At 73.2% G+C, this 17,929-nt stretch carries 12 protein-coding genes; 4 read left to right on the top strand and 8 right to left on the bottom strand.

The features are described 5' to 3' along the window. The first annotated feature begins 53 nt into the window (after window positions 1-53). Window positions 54-1,322 carry a group II intron reverse transcriptase/maturase gene (ltrA, locus tag FRADC12_RS26620; RefSeq protein WP_232303511.1) on the top strand — a complete coding sequence of 423 codons (1,269 nt, stop codon included), beginning with the start codon at window positions 54-56 and terminating at the stop codon, window positions 1,320-1,322. A gap of 155 nt (window positions 1,323-1,477) precedes the next feature. Here the strand turns inward: ltrA and FRADC12_RS26625 are convergent, their stop codons facing one another. From FRADC12_RS26625 to FRADC12_RS26650, 6 genes are all read right to left on the bottom strand, one after another. Continuing rightward, the gene (locus FRADC12_RS26625) at window positions 1,478-2,167 is read right to left on the bottom strand and encodes a TetR/AcrR family transcriptional regulator (protein WP_232304060.1); all 690 of its coding nucleotides are present in this window, start codon (window positions 2,165-2,167) and stop codon (window positions 1,478-1,480) included. 17 nt (window positions 2,168-2,184) lie between these two features. Beyond that, a complete protein-coding gene (locus tag FRADC12_RS26630) occupies window positions 2,185-3,939 on the bottom strand; it encodes an allophanate hydrolase (RefSeq protein ID WP_232304061.1) in 1,755 nt (584 codons plus the stop codon). A 135-nt stretch (window positions 3,940-4,074) separates the two neighbouring features. After that, complete coding sequence (locus tag FRADC12_RS26635) at window positions 4,075-7,752, bottom strand: ATP-binding protein (protein ID WP_045878676.1); 3,678 nt, start codon at window positions 7,750-7,752, stop codon at window positions 4,075-4,077. Further along, complete coding sequence (locus tag FRADC12_RS26640; RefSeq protein WP_232304062.1) at window positions 7,749-8,516, bottom strand: urea amidolyase associated protein UAAP2; 768 nt, start codon at window positions 8,514-8,516, stop codon at window positions 7,749-7,751. Before FRADC12_RS26640 ends, FRADC12_RS26635 begins: the two co-directional genes overlap by 4 nt. 2 nt (window positions 8,517-8,518) lie before the next feature. Continuing rightward, on the bottom strand, window positions 8,519-9,391 hold the full coding sequence (locus FRADC12_RS26645; RefSeq protein ID WP_045878677.1) for an urea amidolyase associated protein UAAP1: 873 nt from the start codon (window positions 9,389-9,391) through the stop codon (window positions 8,519-8,521). Between the two features lie 46 nt (window positions 9,392-9,437). Next, window positions 9,438-11,006 carry an APC family permease gene (locus FRADC12_RS26650; RefSeq protein ID WP_232304063.1) on the bottom strand — a complete coding sequence of 523 codons (1,569 nt, stop codon included), beginning with the start codon at window positions 11,004-11,006 and terminating at the stop codon, window positions 9,438-9,440. Between the two features lie 445 nt (window positions 11,007-11,451). Here FRADC12_RS26650 and FRADC12_RS26655 point away from each other — a divergent pair, with 445 nt between their 5' ends. Together FRADC12_RS26655 and FRADC12_RS26660 are read left to right on the top strand one after the other, a co-directional pair. Then, window positions 11,452-11,769, top strand: a complete 318-nt coding sequence (locus FRADC12_RS26655; protein WP_198153057.1) for a PASTA domain-containing protein — start codon at window positions 11,452-11,454, stop codon at window positions 11,767-11,769. 90 nt (window positions 11,770-11,859) lie between these two features. Beyond that, a complete protein-coding gene (locus tag FRADC12_RS26660) occupies window positions 11,860-13,557 on the top strand; it encodes a thiamine pyrophosphate-dependent enzyme (RefSeq protein ID WP_045878680.1) in 1,698 nt (565 codons plus the stop codon). Between the two features lie 145 nt (window positions 13,558-13,702). Here FRADC12_RS26660 and FRADC12_RS26665 read toward each other — a convergent pair whose 3' ends face one another. Beyond that, the gene (locus FRADC12_RS26665) at window positions 13,703-14,800 is read right to left on the bottom strand and encodes an aromatic ring-hydroxylating oxygenase subunit alpha (RefSeq protein WP_232304064.1); all 1,098 of its coding nucleotides are present in this window, start codon (window positions 14,798-14,800) and stop codon (window positions 13,703-13,705) included. 811 nt (window positions 14,801-15,611) lie between these two features. Between FRADC12_RS26665 and FRADC12_RS26670 the strand changes: the two genes are divergently transcribed. Then, the gene (locus tag FRADC12_RS26670) at window positions 15,612-17,015 is read left to right on the top strand and encodes an FAD-binding oxidoreductase (protein ID WP_157489064.1); all 1,404 of its coding nucleotides are present in this window, start codon (window positions 15,612-15,614) and stop codon (window positions 17,013-17,015) included. A gap of 33 nt (window positions 17,016-17,048) precedes the next feature. Here FRADC12_RS26670 and FRADC12_RS26675 read toward each other — a convergent pair whose 3' ends face one another. Continuing rightward, on the bottom strand, window positions 17,049-17,813 hold the full coding sequence (locus FRADC12_RS26675; RefSeq protein ID WP_045878681.1) for an ABC transporter permease: 765 nt from the start codon (window positions 17,811-17,813) through the stop codon (window positions 17,049-17,051). Window positions 17,814-17,929 lie beyond the last annotated feature (116 nt).

Here is a 17,929-nt window from a genome sequence, read left to right on the forward strand (position 1 = left end):
TGTCCGGTGACAATGTGTCGGTCAACCGTTGGATGCGGGAGGAGCCGGTCGGCGTGTCACAGCCGAAACCGTTTGACATTGACAAGCGGCTGTTCGTGGAGGCTTTTGGGAGAGTCCGGGCCAACAAGGGTGCGGCGGGAGTCGACGGGACGTCGATCGCCACGTTCGAGAGCAGGCTTAAAGACAACCTGTACAAGACGTGGAATCGGATGTCGTCGGGTACCTACTTCCCGTCGCCGTTGCGTGAGGTGGTGATACCGAAGCCGGAGGGTGGCTCGCGCGTGTTGGCGGTGCCGACCGTGGCGGATCGGGTCGCGCAGACGGTGGCCGTGCTGGTCCTGGACCCGCGAGTGGAGCCGATGTTCCATCGGGACTCCTACGGGTACCGGCCAGGGCGCTCGCCGCTGGACGCGGTCGCGGCCGCACGTACGCGGTGCTGGAAGAACGACTGGGTCATCGACCTGGATATTCGGGCGTTCTTCGACAGCGTGCCGTGGGATAAGCTGATGGCGGCGGTGCACCGGCACCTCGACTGGGATACCCGATGGGTCGGGCTGTATGTGGAGCGCTGGCTGAGGGCTCCCCTGGTCCGAGCGGACGGGACCCGGGAAGAACGGACACGGGGATGCCCGCAGGGGTCGCCTGTGTCACCATTGCTGGCTAACATCTATCTTCACTATGCGTTCGACACCTGGATGATCCGGGAATTTCCGGGTGTCCTGTTCGAGCGGTTCAGTGACGATGTGGTCGTGCACTGCACCAGCGAGCAGCAGGCTCGCAGGGTGCTGGCGGATATACGCGGCCGGCTGGCGGAATGTGGCTTGGAACTGAACGAGTCCAAGACCCAGGTCGTTTACTGCGCGGACGACGGACGGAGGAAACCCTGGGACGGGCCGACGGGCTTCGACTTCCTTGGGTACACGTTCCATGCCCGGACGGTTCGCCGCCGGGACGGGGCACTGTTCGTCGGTTTCACTCCCGCGATCAGCGACAGGAATGCCAAACGGCTACGCCGCCAGATACGCCGGTGGAGGTTGCATCGGCGCACGGCCGGGACTCTCCAGGACCTGGCAGCGAGAATCAATCCGCTGATCAGGGGTTGGATCAACTACTACGGTGCGTTTACACCGTCTCGGTTGGCTCCGACCCTCCGCCTGATCGACGCCTACCTGGCGCGATGGCTGCAACGCAAATACAGGCGGTTCCGACGGCGGTGGCGCCGGTCGCTACGGTTCCTCGCGGAGGTACGTCGCCGCGACCCGGGACTGTTCGCGCACTGGCAGCAACCGCTGGCGGTCGGTAGGACAGCACGAGCCGGATGAGTCGAGAGGCTCACGTCCGGATCTGTGGGGGCCGGCGGGTGAGACTCCCGCCGGCTACCCGGCGCCCTCTGAGGGTCGTACGCGCGGCCGTTTCGCAACCATGGGAGGCCGTAGACGGCGGTCAGGACGACGGCTGGCCTCGGCGGTGGGCGCGGTCAGCCCAGGCTGGCCAGCAGGGTGCGGGCCTCGGTCGCGGCGGCGTCGACGGTGAGCGCGTCCAGGCCGCACAGGCGCAGGCAGGACGCCGCGATCGCGGTGCCGTCGGCGCCGGTGGGCTCGCGGGTGCGACGGATCTGGATGACGACCTCGACGAGCTGGATCAGCAGTTCGCCGAGCTGGGCCGGGGAGAGCGTTGCGGCTACCGCCGCCGTGGCGGCCGCCGTGCCGAGCCGGCCGTAGGCGTCCTGCAGCTCCTGGCGTTCCGCGCGGAACGGGGCGAACACGTCGCCCTGCGCCTCGGGGAGCAGGTAGAGCGTGCCGATGTTGTGCGGGGCCGTCACCAGCGTCCGCACGTCGGCGACCGCGACCGCGTACAGCGCCGCGGCGGCGCTCACCTGGCTGGCAAGCGTGCCGATCCGCTCGACCACGTCCAGGCTGGGCCGCACCGAGGTGGAGAGCAGCTCGACGAGCAGCTCGTCCTTGGTGGCGAAGTGGTAGTACAGCGACGCCTGGCGAATGCCGACCTTGTCGGCGATCATCCGGGTGCTCGTCGCGGCGAACCCGTGCTCGGTGAACAGCGCCGCCGCCGCGTCGAGAATCTGGGCCCGGGCCGGGACGGCGCTCGCCGACTGCGGCCGGTGCCGCGGCCGTCCGGCCCGCGCCGCCGTCGTCGTCTGTCCCGTCACCCTCGCCGCCGCGCCCATCAGCCGGCCGCCGTCGCTGCGAGGTAGGCCCGCCAGCCGCCGTGCGCGCTGATGTCCGGCGCGCTCGCGACGGCGAACGGCTCGACCAGGAACCCGGTGACCTCACGACCGTCGGCCAGGCCGACCTTACCGAGCACCATCGGCCCGGGCACGGCCGCGAGGAAGGTCCCGAGCCCGGCGGCCGGCAGCCGCCACAGCTCGCCCTCGACGCTCGCGCCCTCGGCACCCGGCGTGACCCGCACGAGGCCGGGCTTCGCGGGCACAGTCTCCAGGGCGTGCAGCCGGTAGGCGGCCGCGGTGCGGACCGGGCCGACCAGGGTGCCGCCGGCGGCGACCAGCTGGGCGTTGAGCGGCTGCCCGGTCAGGTGCGCGCCGACGACGAACAGCTCCAGGCCCGGGTTCGCGAACCGTTCGGCGAGGCCGGCGAGCGTCCGGTCGGAGAAGGCCGGCCCGGTGAGCATCACCCCGAAGGGCAGCCCGTCGACGAACCCGGCCGGGACCGCGACCGACGCGTAGTCGAGCAGGTTCGCGAAGTTGGTGAACCGGCCCATCCGGGAGTTCGCGCCGACCGGGTCGGCAGCGACCTGTGCGAAAGTCGGGTGCCAGGTCGTCGTCGGGGTGAGCAGCGCGGCGCAGCCGTCGAGCGCGGCCCGGCCGGCCGCGCCGAGCGCCGCGAGCCGGGCGCTGTCGGCGGCCCAGTCGGCGGCGGTCCGCGCCTTCCCGCCCAGGATGATCGCGGCGACGGTCGGGTCCAGGTCGGTGCCGACCAGCTCGGGATGCGCCTCCAGATGGGCGCCGACGGCGGCGTAGCGTTCCGCGACGAACGCGCCGCCGTAGAGCAGCGTGGCCGCGTCCAGCAGGCGGGCGATGTCGACCTCGATGATCTCGACGCCGGTCGCCGCGAACCGGGCCACCGCGGCGGCGAACGCCTCACCCCAGCCGGGGGCGAGCCCGTCGAGATGCTCGGGTGTCGGCACGGCCACCCGCGGCCGGGCCGGTGCGGGCGGGGCCGGCGGGCCGGTGCGCGACCACGGGTCGGCCGGGTCCGGCCCCTCCATGACCTCGGCGACGGCCCGCGCCAGCGACAGGTCGCGGGCGAAGACGGTGACGCAGTCCAGGCTGTAGCAGGCCGGCACGACCCCGGTCACCGGGACGAGGCCCTTCGTCGGCTTCACCCCGACGAGGCCGTTGAGCGCGGCCGGTACCCGGCCCGAGCCGGCCGTGTCGGTACCGAGCGCCACGTCGACGATCCCGAGCGCCACGGCGACCGCGGACCCGGACGACGACCCGCCGGAGATCCGGGCCGGGTCCCAGGCGTTGCGCACCGCCCCGTAGGGGGAGCGGGTGCCGACGAGGCCGGTGGCGAACTGGTCCAGGTTGGTCTTGCCGATCATGATGGCGCCGGCGGCCCGCAGCCGGGCGACGGAGGTCGCGTCGGCGGCCGGCTCATAGGAGTAGGACGCGGCCGCCGCGGTCGTCGGCAGCCCGGCGACGTCGATGTTGTCCTTGACCGCCACCACGACCCCGGCGAGGGGCAGCGCCGGGTCGATACCCGCCGCCTCCGCGAGGACGTCGTCCCGGTCCCGCAGGCTGATCCACACCTCCGGCCGGTCGACCTTGGCGAGCCGCGCGAACGCCGCCTCGACCCGCTCCACCGGCTTCACGCCCGGCCCACCGACGCCCGGCCCGCCCGCGACCGGCCCAGCTGTCGACCCGCTCACGGCGTCTCGGGTTCGCTCCGTCGCTTCACTCATCGCCCCCCCCGTTCGTCGCATCCGCGCCGAACGGGGACCCCTGCTCGTGGCCATCCTCGTCCCTCGGACGTCCACTCCGCGAGCTCACTCCCGGGGTTCCTGGCCGATCGGCGGAGCCGACCGGGAAGGCCCGGCTCACGGGCGGACCGCCGCGAGGACCTGGCCGGGGGCGACCTGCTCACCCGGGCGGACGTAGATCTCCAACAGCGTTCCGCCCACCGGCGCGGTCACCTTCGTCTCCATCTTCATCGCCTCCAGGGACAGCACCGGCTCGTCGGCCGCGACGAGGGTGCCCGGCTCGGCGGCCAGCTGCCAGACGGTCGCCGTGAACGGCGCCGTGACCGCGACCACGCCCGCAGGCAGCTCGACGTCAGCACCGGCCGCGACCACAGGCTCGTCCCGCCGGTCGAACTCGCCGGCGGCCCGCCAGCGTTCCTTCTCCGCCTCGAACGCCGCCGCCTGGGTGGCGCGGAACGCGGCGATCGAGCCCGCGTTCGCGGCCAGGAACGCGTTGTACTCGGCGATGGAGAAGGTGCCGTCCTCGGTGTCGCACGCGCCCCGGCCCGCGTCGGTCTCGGCCCGTAGCTCCAGCAGCTCGTCCGCGCTCACCGGGTACCACTCGATCCGGTCGAAGAAGCGCAGCGCCCACGGGTGCTCGGCGAACATCCCGCGGCGGCGGAAACGGTTCCACACCTGCACGGTACGGCCGACGAACTGGTATCCGCCCGGTCCTTCCATCCCGTAGATGCACAGGTAGGCGCCGCCGATGCCGACCGAGTTCTCCGCCGTCCAGGTACGCGCCGGGTTGTACTTCGTCGTCACCAGCCGGTGGCGCGGATCCAGCGGGGTCGCGACCGGCGCGCCGAGGTATACATCGCCGAGGCCGAGCACCAGGTAGCGGGCGTCGAACACGGTCCGGTACACGTCGTCGACCGAGCCCAGCCCGTTGATCCGCCGGATGAACTCGATGTTCCACGGGCACCAGGGCGCGTCGGCGCGCACCCCCGCCATGTACCGCTCGATCGCGAGCCTGGTCGCCGGGTCGTCCCAGGACAGCGGCAGCCGGACCCGCCGGGACGGGACGACGAGCGCCTCGGTCGCCGGCACCTCGTCCTCCAGCTCGCGCAGCAGCGCGGTCAGGTCGCGGGCCCGCAGCACCGACGCGTCGGTGTGGATCTGCAGCGACCGGATGCCGGGCGTGACGTCGACGATCCCGGCCGGCGCGTGTGCGGCCAGCGTCTCGCGCAGCGCGTGGACCCGCATCCGCAGCCCGACGTCCAGCGTCATCGGGCCGTACTCGACGAGCACGTTGTCGTCGCCGTCGCGCCGGTAGGTCACGCTCGGCCTGGTGCCGGTGGCCTCGAGGCGGCCGAGCACGCCGTCGTCGCCGTCCCCGCCGTCGCTCGCGACCGTGAGCGACGCCCGCCGCTCGTCCAGCGCCGCGGCCGCGGTCTCCCGGACGGCGACGAAGCGGACCGTGTCGCCGGGGCGCAGCTGGCCGAGCTTCCACAGCTCGCCGGACGCGACCACGGCGGGGCAGACGAAGCCACCCAGCGACGGCCCGTCCGGGCCGAGGATGATCGGCGTGTCGCCGGTGAAGTCGAGCGCGCCGACGGCGTACGCGGTGTCGTGGATGTTCGACGGGTGCAGGCCCGCCTCACCGCCGTCGGCCCTCGCCCAGGCCGGTTTCGGGCCGATCAGCCGGATGCCGGTGCGGGCCGAGTTGTGGTGCACCTCGTAGTCGGTCGCGTAGAGGGCATCGATATCGGCCCGGGTGAAGAACTCCGGTGCCGCGTGCGGTCCCTCGGTGACGCCGATCTCCCAGCGTGAGGCCAGCGCCGGACGCCGGTCGGGCGGGGTCGGACCGGGGGTACCGGCCGGTTCGGCCGCACCGGGGCGCAGCACGTCGCCGGCGAGCAGCGCCCGCCCGGCGTGGCCGCCGAACCCGCCGAGGGTGAACGTGGAGGCGCTGCCCAGGTACTCGGGCACGTCGAGCCCGCCGTGCACGGCCAGATAGCCGCGCAGCCCGGGCCCGGTCGCCGCGCCGAGTACGAGCGTCCCGCCCGCCGGCACCGCGACCGGCTCCCACAGCGGCACGTCCATGCCTGTGCTCCCGGCGGCCGAGTGCGGGCCTGTGTCGCCGGTGGCCGAGTGCGGGCCTGTGTCGCCGGTGGCCGAGTGCGGGCCGATGAGGGTGAGTGGCACGGGCGCGCCTGTGACACACACCGTCGACGCGGTCGAGAACCGCAGGCGCAGCCCGCCGGCGGTGACCTCCAGCCCGGGTGCCCCGGGCGGGTTGCCGACGGCGAGGTTCGCCTCAGCGAACGACACCGGGTCGAACGGGCCGCTTGGCGGTACCCCGACGTGCCAGTAGCCGAGCCGGCCGGGCAGGTCCTGGACCGTGGTCAGCGGGCCGGTCGCGAGCACGTCGATCCGGGGAGCCGGGTCGGACAGCTCGGTCAGCGTCGTCGTCGCGTGCGTCGACGCGCGCAGCTCGGGGGAGTCGGTCAGCGCGCGCAGCAGGCCGAGGTTGGTGACGATGCCGTCAACCCCGCTGGCGTCCAGCGCCGCGCCGAGCAGGTCGAGCGCCGCGTCCCGGGTCGGCTGGACCGCGATCACCTTGGCGAGCAGCGGGTCGTAGAACGGGGAGACCTCCAGCCCCGTCTCGACGAAGCCGTCGACCCGGACCCCCGGGATCTCCGCGGCTTCCTGGCCGGGGAAGAAGGCTCGGGTGACCAGCCCGGCGGACGGCAGCGCGTCCTTCCCCGGGTCCTCGGCGTAGACGCGGGCCTCGACGGCGTGGCCGACCGGCGCCCAGGGCCGGGTGAACACCGTGTCGTCGACCCGCCCATCCCTGGCCAGGGTGAGCATCAGCTCGACGAGGTCTACGCCGAGGACCGCCTCGGTGACCGGGTGCTCGACCTGTAGGCGGGTGTTGACCTCCAGGAACGAGGCCTCCTCGCGCACCGGGTCGTAGACGAACTCGACGGTGCCCGCTCCGCGGTAGCCCACCGAGGCGAGCAGGTCGCGCGACGAGCGGTGCAGCAGCTCGCGGACGTGGCCGGGCAGCGCCGGCGCCGGCGCCTCCTCGATGACCTTCTGGTTGCGCCGCTGCAGCGAGCAGTCCCGGTCCGACAGCACCGCGACCCGGCCCGTGCCGTCGCCGAACACCTGGACCTCGACGTGACGAGCCGGGCGGACCAGCCGCTCCAGGAAAACCCCGGCCGAGCCGAAGTTCTGCGCCGCCAGCGCCTCGACGGCGGCGAACGCCTCCCGGACCTCGCCGACGGTGAAGCAGGCCCGCATGCCGATGCCACCCCCGCCGCCGGTGGCCTTCACCATCACCGGCAGCCCGGTCGTCTCGGCCGCGGCGACCGCCTCGGCGGCGCTGGCGAGCAGCTCAGTGCCGGCGAGCAGCGGGACCCCGGCGGCCTTCGCCAGCGCCTTCGCCGTGTGCTTCTCGCCGAACGCGACGATCTGGTCGGCGGTCGGCCCGGCGAACCGCAGCCCCGCCGCCTCGACGGCACGGGCGAACGCCGCGTTCTCCGAGAGGAAGCCGTAGCCAGGGTGGATGATCCTGGCGCCGTGGCGCAGCGCCGCGTCGAGGACGGCGTCGGCGCGCAGGTAGGACTCCCGGGCAGGCGCCGGGCCCAGCCGCACGGCGTGGTCGGCCTCGCGGACATGTGGCGCGGCCCGGTCGGCGTCCGAGAACACCGCCACCGTGCCCAGCCCCATCCGCCGCGCCGTCCGGATCACCCGCCGCGCGATCTCCCCCCGGTTCGCGACCAGGACGGTCGCCGGTTCCGCGCTCACGCCGGCGCCACGACGATCATGCGCAGCGGGGTCGGGTTGAAGTCGTTGCACGGGTTGTTCATCTGCGGGCAGTTGGAGACCACGACCAGGACGTCCATCTCGGCGCGGAACGCGACGCGGCGGCCCGGCGCCGACAGGCCGTCGACGATGCCGAGCGCCCCGTCCGCCTCGACGGGCACGTTCATGAACCAGTTCAGGTTGGAGACCAGGTCACGCACCCCGAGGCCGTGCCGGGACGCCTCGGCGAGGAAGTTCTCCCGGCAGCCATGGTGGAACATCACGTGATGGCCGTAGCGCAGCGTGTTCGACTCCTTGGAACACGCTCCGCCGATCGTGTCCTGCCGGTCGATCTCGTTGGCGACGACGGTCGCCATCGGCCGGCCCTCGTTGCTGCGCAGCACGGTGCCGGTCCGGACGTAGGCGTTCTGCTGCCAGGCCAGGGTGTCCGGGACGCTGTAGCGCTCCTCGGGGCCGGCGGCGCTGTAGAGCAGGCAGTCGGCCGACTGGTTGCCGCCCACGTCGACGATCGTCAGCACCTGGCCGGTCCGCACGACGCCGGACCAGGGCGCGTTGGGCGCGACGCGCTCGTCGAGGACGACGGCGCCGGGCACGAGGCTCTCGGACCAGTCGAGGACCGACCCGGGCGCGTAGGCCGCGCCGACGGGGACGGTCGAGCCGACCGAGCCGCCGGCGACGGTCGGACAGGCCAGGACCTGGACCTGGGCCTGGACCTGGGCCTGGGCCTGGACCTCCGAGCTCGGCATCATCACAGCCCTCGCGCTTCCCGGTAGTCGACGGTGTTCAGGTAGGCCCGGTTCAGCTCGGGCGTCGCGGCGAACCGCGGGTCGTCCGGGCCGGTCGGCGCGCCGCGCCAGGCGTGCACCCGCAGCGGGCCGACGACATAGTCGGCGCGCGGGTCCAGCGGGTGGGCGACGTTCGCGACGAGGACCAGCAGCGGCAGCTCGGCGACCAGCTCGACGTGCGTCCCGGCGCCAGCCGGCCCCTGCCAGACCAGTGCGCCGTCGCCCTCGACCCGGACCCCCTGGAAGAACGACACGCTCGGCGGCAGGTCGCGGCGGGCCAGGCCGTGCTTCGCCGCCGCCTTCACCAGCAGTCCCCGGCCGGAGGGCGTGGGGCCCTCCGGCCGGGCGTCGCCGTACTTGTGCGTGTTGAAGGCGTCGGTGCTGGTGCCGCAGAACGCGTCGTGGCGCCCCGAGCTGTCGGCGACGATCGTGGCCAGCACCCGGCCGTCGCCGGACAGCAGCGGGTGGCCGGTCCCCAGGTAGGCCTGCCAGGGGATCTTCTGGGTGTCGGCGACGTTGAGCCGCTCGACCGGCTCGGCCGCGTTGTAGACGACCAGGTGGGCGCAGGCGTCTCCGGTCGGGTCGTCGAACCGCAGCCGGCAGCCGGCGGCGAGCACCTTGTGGGTGTAGCCGCCGGGCGCGACCGTCTCCGCCCAGACCAACGTGGCCGGATCGACTTCTGCTGGGCAGAACGGGCTGGTCGACGCCGGTAGGTACGGCATCCACGCGCTCGTCTGCCCGCCCTGCGCCCGGGCATCGGCCCGGGCGTTGCGGACGCTGTCGGTCAGGTGCTCGTCTCGCGGCGGCGCGCCGCGGGTCTCGCCGGCCATCGTCATGGGTGTTTCCTTCCTCCTCGCGTCCCCCGCGCGGTCAGGCGCTGGTTCAGGCGGCCTCTGGCAGGGCCTCGGGGGCGGCGGTGTGTGGCACGTGCGGAAGGTTGATCTTGGTGTGCAGGCGGCGGGCGGCGAAGTAGGCCGCGCCGATGGCCAGCACGATGCCGATGAACAGCAGCGCGCTCCAGCGCAGCCACCAGCCCTTGCCGCCGAGGTCGTAGATCTCCGCGCGCGGCCAGATCAGGTTGACCGCCATCCCGGCCTGGTAGAGCACCGCGATCGCGTTCAGCGGGATGCCCCAGCGGCCCATCGAGAACAGCGGCTTGCCGTCCTCGTCGACGCCACCAGGGAAGCCGTCCGTCTTGCGGTGCCTGATGCGCACGATCAGTAGCGGTAGGGTCACGCCCAGGTAGGCCAGGTAGAGCATGCCGATGCAGAGGCTGGACAGGGCCAGGAAGATGGCCGACTGGTTGATGTTGACCAGCAGCGCGGCGGCGGCGAGCACGCCGACGACGATCGAGGTGATGATCGGCGTGCCGGTGCGGGGCGAGACCTTGCCGAGGTACTTGTGGAACGGCAGCGCGCCCTCCCTGGCCATGGAGTACATCATCCGGGCCCCGGAGGTCTGGCAGGCCAGCGTGCAGGCGAACACCGCCACGGCGATGAAGCACAGCAGCAGCCGGCCGAGCACACTGCCCAGCCGGTCGGTCAGCACGTACGCGAGGCCACCGGAGGCAAGCTTGCCGTCGTCGACGCTGGCCGCCGCCATCAGTGCGGAGATGATCAGCAGCGCCCCGCCGATGCCGGAGGTGGTCAGCGCCCGCAGGATCGTCTTCGGGGTGGTCTTGCGCGGGCTGAGGGTCTCCTCGGAGAGCTCGCCGGCCGAGTCGAAGCCGACCATGACGTACGCGGCCATCAGCGACGAGGCGAGGAACGCCGGCAGATAGTGCCCGCCGCCCGGCCAGCCGGTGTTGTGGATGACGATCTCCGGCCCGCGCTTGGGCAGGCAGAACAGTGCGATGACGAGCACGGCGACGCCGATGATCTCGCAGATCACGCCGATGCTGGAGGCCCGTGCCGTCTCCCGGATGCCCAGGATGTTGACGACGGTGGTGATCACGAGCAGCAGGCAGCCGAGCAGGACGGCGTTCTGCGCGCCGGTCGTCGAGACCAGCGTCGGGTCGGCGTGCGAGCCGCCGACGATCTGGAAGCCGGACCAGATCTCCGGCAGCGCCGCCTGCAGGGCGATCGCCGCCGCGGCCACAGTCAGGACCTGGCCGATGATCATCGTCCAGCCGATGAACCAGCCGGCCGTCGTGCCGCCGAGGCGGCTCGACCACTGGAAGATGGCGCCCGAGATCGGCCAGCGGGCCGCGAGCTCGGAGAAGCACAGCGCGACGAGCAGCTGGCCGACGAAGACCATCGGCCAGGTCCAGAAGAACGACGCCCCGCCGATGCCGAAGCCCAGCCCGAACAGCTGGACGACGGTGGTGAGGATCGAGACGAAGGAGAACCCGGCGGCGAAGGACGCGAAGGTCCCGACGCCGCGGTGCAGCTCCTGCTTGTAGCCGAGCTGGCCGATGATGTCGCCCGGTGCGACGACCTCCGATGTGCTCACCACGTCACCTCCCATGATCGAGGATACCTGTCGGTTGACAGGTATTGGAAGGATCATGGGGCGGATGTGTCGCATTCCCGGATCGCCGGCGTTAATTTCCAGTCGCCAGACCTGCGCGCACGTAAATTCCCGGCGCATCGGCGGTGGTCGGCGCATCGGCGGTTCCCGGCCTCACAGCCGGTGACGCGCGAACGCCCGGGCCCGCCGGCCTGGCGGCGGCAGCCCGGGCGACGGCGCTGCCCGGCGGCTGGGGCGGGCCGCCGGGTGGATCGGGTGTGGTCACGCGGCGCGGCCGGGCACGACGGCCCGGCCGCGCGAGCCGTCAGCGGAAGACCCGCCGCAGCCAGGTCGCGATGCCCTCGACGATGAGCACGGTGACGAACACCATGATCACAGGTGTCGGAAAGACCGAGGCCGGCGGTACCGGACCTCGATGGTGCCGAACGTGGTCAGCCTGCCGATCGACGAGGCCCGCCGCAGGCTCGCGGAGGCCGGGTTCGTCGGCGTCGCGGTCGGCCTCGGCGACGGTCCCGGGGCGCCGCTGGTCGCGATCACGCCGGAGCCGGGCGCCGTCGTCTCCAGCCAGGCGCCCGAGGCCGGCGCCCGTGTCGACGCGGGGGCGACGGTGCGCCTGTGGGTCGTGCGCGGTGGCGGGTCCGCCGGCGTCCGCGAGCCCCGCCGACCGTTCCCGGCGGCCCCGCCGGCCCGCGAGCTGCGCCTCGATCCCGGCACCGGCGACGCCGTCGCCGCGGCGGCCGACTGACGGGCCCGGCCCCGTGCCCCCGGCCCGGGGGCCATGCCTGCCGAGCGGTCGGCCGGGCGCTTGCGGCGACCTGACGGTTACGGTGACCCCATGGGCGGGCGGCGGACGACCGGGCAGGCGCTCGTCGACGGGCTGCTCGCCCACGGCGTCGACACGGTGTTCGGGCTGCCGGGGGTCCAGACCTACGCGCTGTTCGACGCGCTGGGCGAGCGGTCCGCCGAGATCACGCTGGTCGGGGCCCGCCACGAGCAGGCCTGCGCGTACATGGCCCTCGGCTACGCCCAGTCCAGCGGGCGGCCCGGGGTCTGTACGGTCGTGCCGGGCCCGGGCGTCCTGAACGCCGCCGCGGGCCTGCTGACCGCTGCCGGTACCGGGACCCCGGTCGTGTGCCTGACCTCGGACGTGCCGACCGCGTACGCAGGCAGGGGCATGGGCCACCTGCACGAGATGCCCGACCAGCTGGCGACCCTGCGCTCGTTCGTGAAATGGGCCGAGACGATCCGCCACCCGGCCCAGGCTCCCGGCCTGCTCGCCGAGGCGTTCGCCCGGGCGGCCTCGGGGCGGCCCGGCCCGGTGGTGCTCGCGGCGCCGTGGGACGTCCTCGGCGCGGCCGCTGAGGTTCCCGCGCCGCGGGTCCAGCCGCCGGACCCGCCGCCGCCCGTCGACGAGGCGGCCGTGCGGGCCGCCGCGGACCTGCTGGCCGCGGCCCGCAACCCGATGATCATGATCGGAAGTGGGGCCCGGCACGCTGGCGCGGAGGTCCGCGCGCTCGCCGCGCTGCTGGGGGCTCCGGTGGTGGCGCAGCGCGGCGACCGCGGGGTGCTGCGCGACGACGACCCGTACGCGTTCACCGGCGCCGCCGGGTTCGCCCACTGGGCTGGCACCGACGTCCTGCTGATGCTCGGCACCCGCGGCGAGCTGACCTGGTTCCGGTGGCCGGTGCGCAGCCCCGGCCCGCGGCTGGTGAGCATCGACATCGACCCGCGCCAGCACGTGTGGCGCGACCCGGCGGTGGCCGTCACCGCCGACGCCCGCGACGCCGCGGCCGCCCTCGTCGGGCTGCTGCGGGACCGGTCCTCGTCAGGCCGGGACGCGCGCGGCCGGCCCGTGGGGGATCGGGACGGCCCCGAGGCCACGATGGTCGAGCTGCGGCCCTCCCGCGCGGCCGAGTTCGCGGCGGTCAAGAGCCGGTTCCAGGCCGACGTGGCGAGCCGGCTGCGCCCGCACGCCGACTACCTGGCGGCGATCCGGGCGGCGCTGCCCGAGGACGGCTACTTCGTCGAGGAGATCTCCCAGGTCGGCTTCGCGTCGCTGTTCGCGTTCCCGGTGTACGCGCCGCGCCACTTCGTCACGGCCGGGCACCAGGGCACGCTCGGCTTCGGCTTCCCGACCGCGCTGGGGGTGAAGGCGGCGCACCGGGATCGGCCGGTGGTGTCGGTGACCGGTGACGGCGGCTTCCTGTTCGGCGCGGCGGAGCTCGCCACCGCCGTCCAGTACGGCCTGGGCGTCGTCACGGTCGTGTTCGACAACGGCGCCTACGGCAACGTGAAGGCCGACCAGGACCGGCTGTTCGGCCGGGAGGCCGGCTCTGTGCTGCGCAACCCGGACTTCGTCGCGCTGGCCCGGGCGTTCGGCGCCGACGGGGCCCGTGCCGAGAGCCCGGGCGACCTGGGCGCGGTCCTCGCCACGGCACTGTCCACCGGCCGCCCGACCGTCATCCACGTCCCGATGCCGCTGGACCCGGCGGTGACCCCGTGGACCTACCTCACTCCCGCCGTCGACCGGTGAGCGCCGTGTCCAGGCCGGAGACGGCGGGCTCGACGCACCGCGGGCGATCATGAGCCGGCCGCCGCCCCGCTGCCGGGGTCGTCCGAGTGTACGCCGGCCCCTGGCCGGCCGGGCCGGCCAGGGGCCGGGAGTGACAGCCGGGTGCTCAGCCGGCGGCGACGGGCGCGACGGCCTCATCCATGCAGGCGTGCCGGTGGTGCAGGCCCGGCTCGTTGCGGCCGAACGTGACGTTGGGCCGCACGCCGGACTCCATGTTGGCCTGGACCTTGGCGGCCAGGGGGTAGTCCTCGTCACGGACGCTCGAGTGCGCGTACTCGAAGATGTCGTCCGCGCCCTTGCGGCCGGCCTCGTCCGAGACGTCGAGCGTCGTCGCGTTCTGGTGGACGGTGATCGAGTGGCCGGCCTTCTCGCCCGGGTACACGCGGAAGATCTCACCGTTGATGAACGTCACCGACATCACGATGTTCGGGAAGATCGCGTAGATCACCACGAAGTTGTGCAGCGGCTCCCACTCGCTCTCCGGCTTGTCCGCGAGCTCGGTGATGTTCTGCAGCGGGAAGATCAGCCGGTGGTGCGGGCCGTAGGTGTCAAACAGCGCGCAGTTGCTGCGGGCCAGCAGCGCGAACGTGTTCTGGTGTACCGAGGCGAAGTGGTAGTTCTCGCCGAACGTGTCGAGCGCGAGCTTCCAGTTGGCGGGCGCGTCGAGCACCTTCTCGCCGACCGAGTTCCAGTCGCCGATGCCCCAGGAGGCGAGCTCCGGGCCGAGGTCGCCAAGGTGGGACTCGATGTCCAACGGCCCGCCGTCCGGGTCGAGGCCGACCCAGAGGAAGCCGGCGTGCTCGGCGGCGGGCAGCTCGGTGAGCCCGGCGCCCTTCATGGCGGTCGGGAAGCCGTCGCGGCCCGGGGCGCTGACCAGCGCGCCCACCTTGTTGTAGCTCCAGGCGTGGTACGGGCAGGTGAACCGCTCGGCGACGCCACAGCCCTCGGCGACCTTGGCCTGCCGGTGCGCGCAGACGTTCTGGAAGGCGCGGACAGCGCCGTCGTCGTCGCGGGTCAGCAGCACCGCGACGTCCATCACCTGCTTGGTGGTGTAGCTGCCGGGCTCGGGCAGCTCGGAGCGGTAGCCGACAAGCTGAGGGGCACGGCGGACGTACTCGCGCTCGCGCTCGAACAGATCCTGGCTGGTGTAGATGGTCGCCGGCACGATGCGCTCGCTGGGCATCATGTCGGTCGTCTTGTCCATCGAGATCTTGAGCGCTCGCCGCGTGATGTCGATGAGCTCGTTGCGGTCGATCGGAGGCCTCCCTGGCGCGGCGGTGCTGGCGTTCTGTCAGCAAGCGAGCGGACTCGGCCGCCGACGCCGTCGGCGTGCCTGACTGGGCGTCGACTGGCCTGTACCCGGTGTCAGTGCGCTTGTGCCCGTGGCGCGTTTGTCCTCTCGGCGCGCTGTGGCAGGGCGCAGGTGCGACAGGTCGCGCTTGTGGCATTGGCGCGCTTGTGACAGTGGCGTACGCGGCGGCCTCTTTGCCCCCCTACGCCTACCTTAACGTGCTGCCAGAAGCCCCTCTTGGCCCCATTGGGGTCTGCTCGCCGACACCTGTGGGCCTTGTCCGGCAGGTCCGATGGCCCCGGCGCCGGGAACCTTCAGCCCTTGCAGGCGAAGCGGCGTCGACGCCCGGGGGCGGGACCATCCCCGGGGAAAGCCCGGACACCGGCCGTGACGTGCGCCGCACTGTCATGGACGCTCGGGACTCGGTGCGGCCGGCCGTGATCTGCTGACGGCCCGCGGGCAACGAAAAACCGGCTGTCCGGCGCGGTACGGGGGGAGCCGCGCCGGACAGCCGGCATTGCGTCCTATGATGGCCGATCCGACGCCAAAAGTCGATCGCTTCGGCGGTTTTTGTCGGCCTGCCCTACTGGCCGGTAGCACCCACGGGCCCTCGGTGCCCGTGGTGCCTCTCGCGGTGGCCTGCTGGTTCCGGGCCGCCGGTCCTTACGGACGGCCTACCGTGGTCGCCGGGCCGGATGCGGCGGGGCGTGCGGGTGGAGGGGGCGTGGACGAGGTGCTGGCGGAACTGGTCGAGGCGCTGCCGGCGGGGGTCGTCGTGACCGAGCCGGAGCTGCTGGAGAAGTACCGGCGCGACCGGGCCACCGGCCCGAACGTCGGGACACCGGTCGCGGCGGTGCGGGCCGAGTCGGCCGAGCAGGTCCAGACCGCGGTCCGCTGGGCCGCGCGCCACCGGGTGCCCGTGGTTCCGCGCGGCGCCGGCACGGGCCTGTCCGGCGGGGCGACCGCCGTCGACGGCGGGATCGTGCTGTCCACCGAGCGGATGCGGGCCGTCGAGGTCGACCCGGTGACCAGGGTCGCGACCGCCCAGCCGGGGGCGCTGAACGCCGAGGTCAAGTCCGCGGCGGCGGCGCACGGGCTGTGGTACCCGCCGGACCCGTCGTCCTTCGAGATCTGCTCGATCGGCGGCAACGTGGCGACGAACGCCGGCGGCCTGTGCTGCGTGAAGTACGGGGTGACCTCCGACTACGTCCTGGGCCTGGAGGTCGTCCTGGCCGACGGGACGGCGGTCCGGCTCGGTGGCGCCCGGCTGAAGGACGTCGCGGGCCTGTCGCTGACCAAGCTGTTCGTCGGCAGCGAGGGCACCCTCGGGATCGTCACCGAGGCGACCCTGCGGCTGCTTCCCGCGCAGCCCGCGACCTGCACCCTGGTCGCGACCTTCCCCACGATGGCCGCGGCGACGGCCGCGATCCTCGCGATCACCGCCCAGATGCGGCCCGCGATGCTGGAGCTGATGGACCGGACCTCGATCAACGCCGTCGAGGACATGTTCCGGATGGGCCTGGACCGCACCGCCGCCGCGCTGATCGTCGCCCGTACGGACGCCCAGCACCAGTCGGGCGCCGACGAGCTGAGGATCATGGTCGAGGCCTGCGAGAAGGCCGGATCGACGGAGGTCCTCGCGACCGACGACCCGGACGAGGGCGAGGCGTTCGTCGTCGCCCGGCGCAGCGTGATCACGGCGCTGGAGCCGCTCGGCACCCTCCTGCTCGAGGATGTCGGTGTCGCGCTGCCCCGGCTCCCGGAGCTGGTCGCCGGCGTCGAGGCGATCGCGGCCGCCCACGACGTCACCATCGCCATCGTCGCGCACGCGGGCGACGGCAACACCCACCCGCTGATCGTCTTCGACCCGGCCGACGCGGAGCTGGCCCGGCGCGCCGACCTGGCGTTCGGCGAGGTCATGGCCCTCGCGATCAGCCTCGGCGGCACGATCACCGGCGAACACGGCGTCGGGCGCCTCAAGCTCCCCTGGCTCGCGGACCAGCTCGGCCCCGACGTCCTGGACCTGAGCTGGCGCATCAAGAACGCCCTCGACCCCCTGCACATCCTCAACCCGGGCGCGGCCCTGCCGCGGGGCCGAGCAGAGCCAGCCCGAGGCGGCCTTGGCTGAACCAGGCCGGCCGGCCGGCCGCCCGCGGCCAGATCAGGTGATGCGCAGGTCCTCGGTGCTGTGGAACCGACGGGTACCCCAGGCCACCAGGAGCACGGCGAAGGCGCAGGTGACGACGATCCCGATCCAGGACCGGCCGTGGCCGAGCATCAGGGCCCGGACGGCGTCGGTCGTGTGGCGCAGCGGGTTGGCGTCGGCGGTGTCGTTCAGCCAGGCCGGGGCGAACGACAGCGGCAGGAAGATCCCGGACAGCAGCAGCAGCGGCAGCGAGAAGCCCTGGATCACGGGAGCCAGCGCGTCCTCGCTGCGCAGCACCAGCGCGAGCCCGTAGCCCAGGCAGGACAGGCCGACGCCCAGCGCCATCAGCACCAGGGCGGCGACGACCAGGCCCGCGTGCAGGTGCAGACCGAGCGGGGCGGCGAGGCCGACGAGGATCGCGCCCTGGATGACCACCAGCGTCGCGTCCCGCAGTGCCCGGCCGAGCAGCAGCGCGAGCCGGCTGATCGGCGTCACCGACAGCCGTTCCAGCACGCCGGCCCGCATCTCGGACAGCAGCGCGAACCCGTTGAACGCGCAGTTGAACAGGACGAGCTGGACCAGCAGGCCCGGCACGAAAACGTCCCAGCTGCTGGTGCCCGCGGGCAGGCCGCGGGTGACGCCGCCGTTCTTCAGCAGCGGGCCGAACAGGTAGAGGTAGAACAGCGGCTGCGCGAGCCCGATGATGATCCAGCTCGGCTCCCGCAGCACCGCGCGCACGGCGCGGGCGTAGGTGAGCCGGACGTCGGAGAAGAAGCGCATGGAGGCTCCCAGTCGAGGAGTCGAGCGAACGTGGGCAGATCGGGACGGCTGATCGGGCCGGGCAACGGCGCGCAGGCGGCCGCCTGGCGAGCCCGTCCGGCGCGGGACCAGCGCCG

Source organism: Pseudofrankia sp. DC12 (assembly GCF_000966285.1).
Taxonomy (GTDB): Bacteria; Actinomycetota; Actinomycetes; order Frankiales; family Frankiaceae; genus Pseudofrankia.

Excerpts from the sequence above, each read along its gene's own strand:
- FRADC12_RS26630 (WP_232304061.1), bottom strand. The coding sequence starts at position 3,939 with ATGAGTGAAGCGACGGAGCGAACCCGAGACGCCGTGAGCGGGTCGACA.
- FRADC12_RS26640 (WP_232304062.1), bottom strand. The coding sequence starts at position 8,516 with ATGCCGAGCTCGGAGGTCCAGGCCCAGGCCCAGGTCCAGGCCCAGGTC.
- FRADC12_RS26645 (WP_045878677.1), bottom strand. The coding sequence starts at position 9,391 with ATGACGATGGCCGGCGAGACCCGCGGCGCGCCGCCGCGAGACGAGCAC.
- FRADC12_RS26660 (WP_045878680.1), top strand. The coding sequence starts at position 11,860 with ATGGGCGGGCGGCGGACGACCGGGCAGGCGCTCGTCGACGGGCTGCTC.
- FRADC12_RS26665 (WP_232304064.1), bottom strand. The coding sequence starts at position 14,800 with ATGGACAAGACGACCGACATGATGCCCAGCGAGCGCATCGTGCCGGCG.
- FRADC12_RS26675 (WP_045878681.1), bottom strand. The coding sequence starts at position 17,813 with ATGCGCTTCTTCTCCGACGTCCGGCTCACCTACGCCCGCGCCGTGCGC.